This is a genomic window from Occallatibacter sp. (assembly GCF_049510455.1).
In the GTDB taxonomy this organism is placed as follows: Bacteria; Acidobacteriota; Terriglobia; order Terriglobales; family Acidobacteriaceae; genus Telmatobacter.
On sequence record NZ_JBEKYX010000200.1, the window covers coordinates 1 to 6,348 of the forward strand.

At 54.8% G+C, this 6,348-nt stretch carries 2 protein-coding genes; both read left to right on the forward strand.

The window, feature by feature from the left end; translation table 11 throughout:
- Window positions 1-1,426, forward strand: a 1,426-nt coding sequence (locus ABSG47_RS20880) for an outer membrane beta-barrel protein (protein WP_481133044.1), incomplete at its 5' end; no start/stop codon positions are given.
- Window positions 1,427-2,392: 966 nt separating this feature from the next.
- Window positions 2,393-5,821, forward strand: a complete 3,429-nt coding sequence (locus ABSG47_RS20885) for a protease pro-enzyme activation domain-containing protein (RefSeq protein WP_424172510.1) — start codon at window positions 2,393-2,395, stop codon at window positions 5,819-5,821.
- Window positions 5,822-6,348 lie beyond the last annotated feature (527 nt).

The window sequence follows — 6,348 nt, forward strand, 5'->3', positions numbered from 1 at the left end:
CGATGTCGGTCCGCGCGCCGGCTTTGCCTATGCGCTCAACACCAAAACAGTCATCCGTGGTGGCTGGGGTCTGGTCTATCAGGGCGGCCTGGAAGGCGGAAGCAATGGCGGCTACGCTGAAACCACGCACTACGTTTCTTCCCCGAATGGCGGCATTACGCCCTCCACTTCCTTCCAGTCGGGATCTCCCTTCGCTGGTGTGAATCTCCAGGTGCCTCAGGGGAATTCGCAGGGGCTTTTGACAAATCTAGGAAACAGCGGCGTTTCATTCGATTTCCCCCAGCGCAAGCTGCCTCGCGGAGAGGTTTTCTCCGCCGGCTTCCAGCGCGAGTTGCCGGGGAGGATAGTCCTCGATGCCCGCTACGCGGCCAATTACTCGTACAGAAACCGCACATTTGTCTGGCTCAGCGCGGCCAATACGACTCTGGCGGATTGGAAGACAGCCATCGCCAACCCCAGCTTCTTTACTGCGCAGGTACCCAATCCCTACTACGGCGTCGCCGCCTCGGAGCAGGGAGGGAGCGGCTGCGGAGCCTATCCAACCATCTGGGCTCTCGATCTAAGGGAGCCGCTCGGTCAATACTGCTCCGGTGGCGGTCCCTCGCTTGTAGGCCAATACAACAAGCCCATCGGCAGAAACTGGTACAACGGACTGGAAGTCAAAGTCAGCCGTCACATCTATGGAAGCAGCCACGGCCTCTTCTTCCAATCCGCCTACACCTGGTCAAAGACGATCAACGGAAACGGTTACCCATTCGGATGGCCCTTCCAGGGATCGGCCGCTGCCGTTCCCGGTGGCATCAGCACAAACCAGGTGCATATTATCGCCGGTACGGATCGCGATCAGATCCTGTCGGTCACTCCGATCTGGGACCTGCCTATCGGCAAGGGTTCGCGGTTATTCTCGAATCCCCCGGCGCCGGTTGGAGTGTTCATCAACGGCTGGACGCTCAGCTCGGTAATCCAGATTCAGAGCGGACAGCCCGTTGGGCTCGATAACGGCTGGACAGACAGTTGCCCGCTCAGCCAGATACATCCCGCGCACAAACCCAGCATGGGCGCATGGTTCAGGAATGACCAGACCACCCTTAGCAATTGCTGGAATCAGATCCCGAACGTGCAAGGATACACTTGGGGATTGCAGACTCTGCCCCAGCAAGTCACCTCGGTGCGCCAGCCCACCGTCCCGAACATTGACCTTTCCTTGATGAAAAGCACGCCGATCAAGGCGGGGCTGAATCTCACTCTTCGCATGGATGCCTTCAATTCCTTTAACTCGCCGCAGTTTGGTGGACCGGACAGCAATCCTGGAGACGGACCACCGGTATACACTCAGGGATCAGGCTGGAGCGGTTTCGGCACGATCGGCCCGGCTCAAGGTAACTTTCCGAGAATCGTGAAGATTTCCGGGAAGCTCTCGTTCTAACCCGTAACCAACGGCCCGATTTCTGTGCAGCCAGCCATGGCGCGCAGAAATCGGGCGCATTCATCAAGAGAAAAGCCAGAAAGTTCGCACCATCCGGCTATCGAAATACACTGGCGGCAAATTAAGTGGCGTGGGAACACATAATTAGCCCTTGCCGGCCAGCTATTCAAAGAAATTAAAACTTAAGCAGTGTCTCAATTTGAATTGCTTTGTAACAGGGCACCACTTTAAGCAGTGTCTCAATTTGAATTGCTTTGTAACAGGGCACGACTTGAGTCGTGCCGAAACGGCCATAGAAATGAAATTGGGCTTTAGCCCCTGTGGCAGTTTCTTCAAACTGAAACACTACCAAAACTTAAGCAAACTTGACAGCGCTTGTTATTTTGGATTATTTTGCTTCACGCAAGTGGTATCGTTACCATGCGCGTCTGTAGCTTGCTTTGCAGACATCGGCTTTTCTGTCTAACACGCGGAAGATCGACCCCCTCCCCCTTGCAAAGGAAGACCAAATGTTTATTTCCCGAACTACATTTCCAGCACTGCGCGGAGCAGCCGCCAGTACAGGCGTTGTGAACTACACAGCATTGGCACAAAACAATCTGAGCCCAGATTCTACTGAGTCCAGTTCTACGCTGTACTCGCCGCCTGATCGCAGCTTGAGATCCTGCGGCCGGCTGTGTTCTTCCAGCCTGCGCTTATAGCGCTTGGAAATCCTGAAAACAGCAGCAGCCCAGGAGTGCTGGCGTGAGCCGATTTCTCGCACGAAAAATCGGCTCCCCTCGGGCTGGAATATGTCTGTAATTACTCGGCTGGAGTGAATCCAAAAATTTTCTGATCCATACTTCTACACCTTGCGAGAGCTTGAATCAGTCGCCGAGCTACTGGAAATTCGCACAGTTAAAAGACCTGATGTGTCCAGTTGTTTAACCGATTCCTGAATGAGTCAGTGAAATGGAGATAACGATTATGTCTGGTTTCAATTCATGGAAAGATCGAATTCGATTTGCCATTGTCGCGTTTACGCTAGTCGCGGCGTGCCTTTGCCTGCCAGTGAACGCGCAGGCCCAGCGGGTGAGGCTGCCTAAAACTTTTGCCGCGCCTTCCGATGCACGATCCACAGGGCAACTTCCCGCATCGCAGCAGATTGGACTTACGATTTCGCTGCCGATTCGTAACCAGCCGGCGCTTGAAGCATTCATCAAGCAATTGCATGATCCGTCAAGTCCCCAATACGGAAAATTCCTGACGGCACAGCAGTTTACAGAGCAGTTCGGTCCAACGCAGGCGGATTATGAAAAGGTGATTGCGTATGTAAAGTCGCAGGGAATGACAGTGACGCGCACGCATACGACTCGCATGCTGCTGAATGTGAGTGCTTCGGCTGCGGCCATCAACAAGACCTTTGCGGTGACAATGAAGCAGTACAAACATCCGACAGAGAACCGCATGTTCTTTGCTCCGGACGTAGAGCCGACTGTAGAAGCGGGGCTTCCGATTCTGGACATCCATGGCTTCAGCACTTACGAGCAGCCGCATCCGATGCTGAAAAAGGCGACTGCGAATGAGGTAGCAAGCAGCAATACGACGGGAGCTGGTCCGAGCGGTCAGTTTCTGGGCAGCGATATGCGCGCAGCTTACGCTCCGGGCGTGGCGCTGGATGGCACCGGGCAGGCCGTGGGGCTTGTTGAGCTTGGACCTTACAACCTGAGCGACGTGCAGAGCTACTTCAGCTCGATCAATCAGCCGTTGAATGTACCGATCTATAACGTGCTGCTGGGCGTGACCGGAATCTGTTCGGGTACGCCGGCAACCGGCGGGTGCGACGACGGCGAAGAAGTCATCGACATGGAGCAAGCCATCTCAATGGCGCCGCATCTTTCGGCTTTGATTGTGTATGAGACGAACGGACCGAACACCGACGCGCAGACCGCCTTTGTGCAGGCGGCAGAGGACAATATTGCTAAGCAAATCAGCCTTTCGTTTGGATTTGGCGGAACGCCTGCAACACAACCAGGTTATGAGCAGGCGTTCATGGAGCTGCAGGCGCAGGGACAAAATGTCTTTGTTTCCTCCGGCGACAGCGGCGCCGATGTTGGCGGAGTCGGATATCCGGGCAACAGCCCGAACATTACCGCGGTGGGCGGCACGGACCTGACAACAACCGGACCGGGAGGGACTTGGGTGTCCGAGTCGGGCTGGGTTGGCAGCGGCGGAGGTTGGAATACGCAATCGCCGATCCCGAGCTACCAGACGCCGGCAATCAATTCCACCAACCAGGGATCGACGAGTTTTCGTAATATTCCCGATGTTTCGATGGAAGCAAATACCGACAACTACTTCTGTGCGAACGGTAGCTGCGATACAGGCATAGGTGGCACAAGCCTGTCAGCGCCGCGGTGGGCCGGCTTTCTTTCGCTGGCAAATGAGCAAGCGAACGGGTCGCCCATCGGCTTTCTGAACACGACTGTTTACAGCCTTGGACAGACTTCAAATTACAGCAGCATTTTTCATGACATCACGACAGGCAACGACTTCAACAGTACAAGTCCGGATCAATTTACCGCTGTGGCCGGATATGACCTGGTCACAGGCTGGGGAACGCCGAGTGGGCAGCTTTTGCTGGACAGTCTTGGGCCGGCGTCAACGAGCGCGCCGAACTTCACTTTGTCGGCTTCTCCAGCGACGATTCCTTTAACGCCGGGTGAAAGCGGGCAGACGACGATTACCGTTGCGCCGGCCAACGGCTTTACTGGAACGGTGAATCTGACGGTGACAACGATTGGAGCTCCGGCTGGCGTAACAGCCACGCTTGATCAGTCGTCGATTACTGCAAGTGGTTCAGCAACGCTTAACGTCACGACTACGAGCAGCACACCTGCAGGCAGCCTATTGATTGTGGTAACGGGTTCCAGCCAGGGAATCTCGCAGGCCGCCTATGTCTCGCTTGCCCTGCCGGATTTCGGACTGATCCTTTCGCCGACGACGTTATATCTCAACCAGAGTGATCGAGTAACTGCGACGGCAACGGCATCTCCTGAAAACGGATTCAAAGGCAAGGTCAACTTCTCTCTCACAAGCACGGCGCCTGCCGGTGTATTTTCGGCAATAGAGCGCGGCAGAGCATCGGACACTGCAACGCTGCTTCTGGCTGCGGATAGAGATGCGCTGACAGGCGTAAATAACGCTGTTGCGGTAACGGCGCAATCGGGCGACATTACCCAGAGCTTCTCATCCGCCATTCTCGCAGTCAGTGCGGCAACCGGTGAGGCAGGTGCGGGATTTCCGATCAATCTCTCATCGGCTTACAACGTGTTTGCGGCGTTCACCGATGGCACGAACTTCACCACGCAGGGCGGCCTTGCAGGCTTTGCGTATTCTTCCAATCTGCTAACGCCGTCACGCGTTCTAAACGGAGTTCAATTCCGCTTTGGCAAGCCAAACACGGCTAACGCAGTTGCGGGAGCAGGACAGGTAATCGCGCTTCCTTCCGGCCGCTTCAAGACCCTGCAATTGCTGGCGTCGGGAATCAACGGCAACCAGAGCGGGCAAGTGCTGACGGTTACTTATACCGACGGCACAACCTCGCAGTTCACGCAGGGCTTTAGCGACTGGTTTACGCCATCCAACAATCTGAGTGAAGCGGAAGCAGTTGCCATGCCACACCGCAACGTTGAAAACGGCACTGCAGACGACCGTCAATTTAACCTTTACGGCTATAGCTTCCTGCTCAATGAAACAAAGGAAGTAAAAAGTCTGACGTTGCCGAATAACTCGAATGTGCTTGTGCTGGCTGCTACTCTGGTAAGCCCGTCGCTGGGCACGCCGGCAAACCTTGCAGGCATATTCAACGCAACGGGCATTTACACGGATGGAACCACGTTCTCGGCGAGCGCCGGCATCGATACCGGTGGAGCCGCCTACTCTGGAAATCTGCTGGGAGACCAAACAGCGCCTCGGAGTGTAATTGTCAATGGCGCAAAGTATGACATTGCGGTGGCCAACCAGCCCAACATTGTCTTCGGAACCGGCACACCAATCCCGCTGCCTGAAGGTCGCTACGATCAGATTCGAATTCTGGGCACAGGCCTGCAGGGAGCGCAGACAGACCAGCAGATCGTGATCAAGTACAAGGACGGCTCCAGCCAAACCGTGACACAGAGCTTCAGTGACTGGTTCACGCCGCAGCAGTTCCCCAACGAGTCAGAGGCCTTCGCCATGCCTTATCGCGATTTGTTCGATGGCACGCAAGACGATCGCACCTTCAACCTGTACCAGTACATTTTGCCGCTGGATAATCGCAGGGAAGTCAGATCGATTGAGCTGCCGAACAACCGGTTCGTAGTTGCGCTTGCAATTACGCTCACAAGGCATGAGGAGCCTGATTGGCAAAGGTAACCTAACCGATAACAACCCGCCCTGGGGTTGGCGAAAATGCTGATCCCAGGGTATACAAGGCGGCCATCTCGATTGCGAAGTGCAGAATGTTTGAGGCTTCGACGCAGGTTATTTTACGCACTCGTCATCGTCGAGATCGCAAAGCGAAAGGCGTCAGAAAGTGCATTCACATCCTCTGCGCAGCCTGTGTCGCGCTAGCGAAACAGTATTTTTCGACTCACCGCAACCAATGAGAAGAGCGAGTATTCTCGAACTGCCGGAAAGCTGCTTTTTCAAAATCGAAAGAAACACACGCTAGCGAAGATATAAAGTTCGGGCACCCCACCCTGGCCGCGTATTTGTTTTAGCGGCCAGGCTGGGATCGCTCCACAGCAAGAGGAGAACTGCTCTTGTCCCTATATCCCTTGTCCCTTTTCCCTTTCTTTCCCCATTACCAAAGTCCACCACCCTTTCGTAACCCCACCTCCTTCAGAAACTTTGCATGCAATTAACCCCATTTATGCTTTACTCAGAATTAGCAGAAGAAA

Coding starts and splice junctions, on each gene's coding strand:
- ABSG47_RS20885 (WP_424172510.1), top strand. CDS start 2,393: ATGTCTGGTTTCAATTCATGGAAAGATCGAATTCGATTTGCCATTGTC.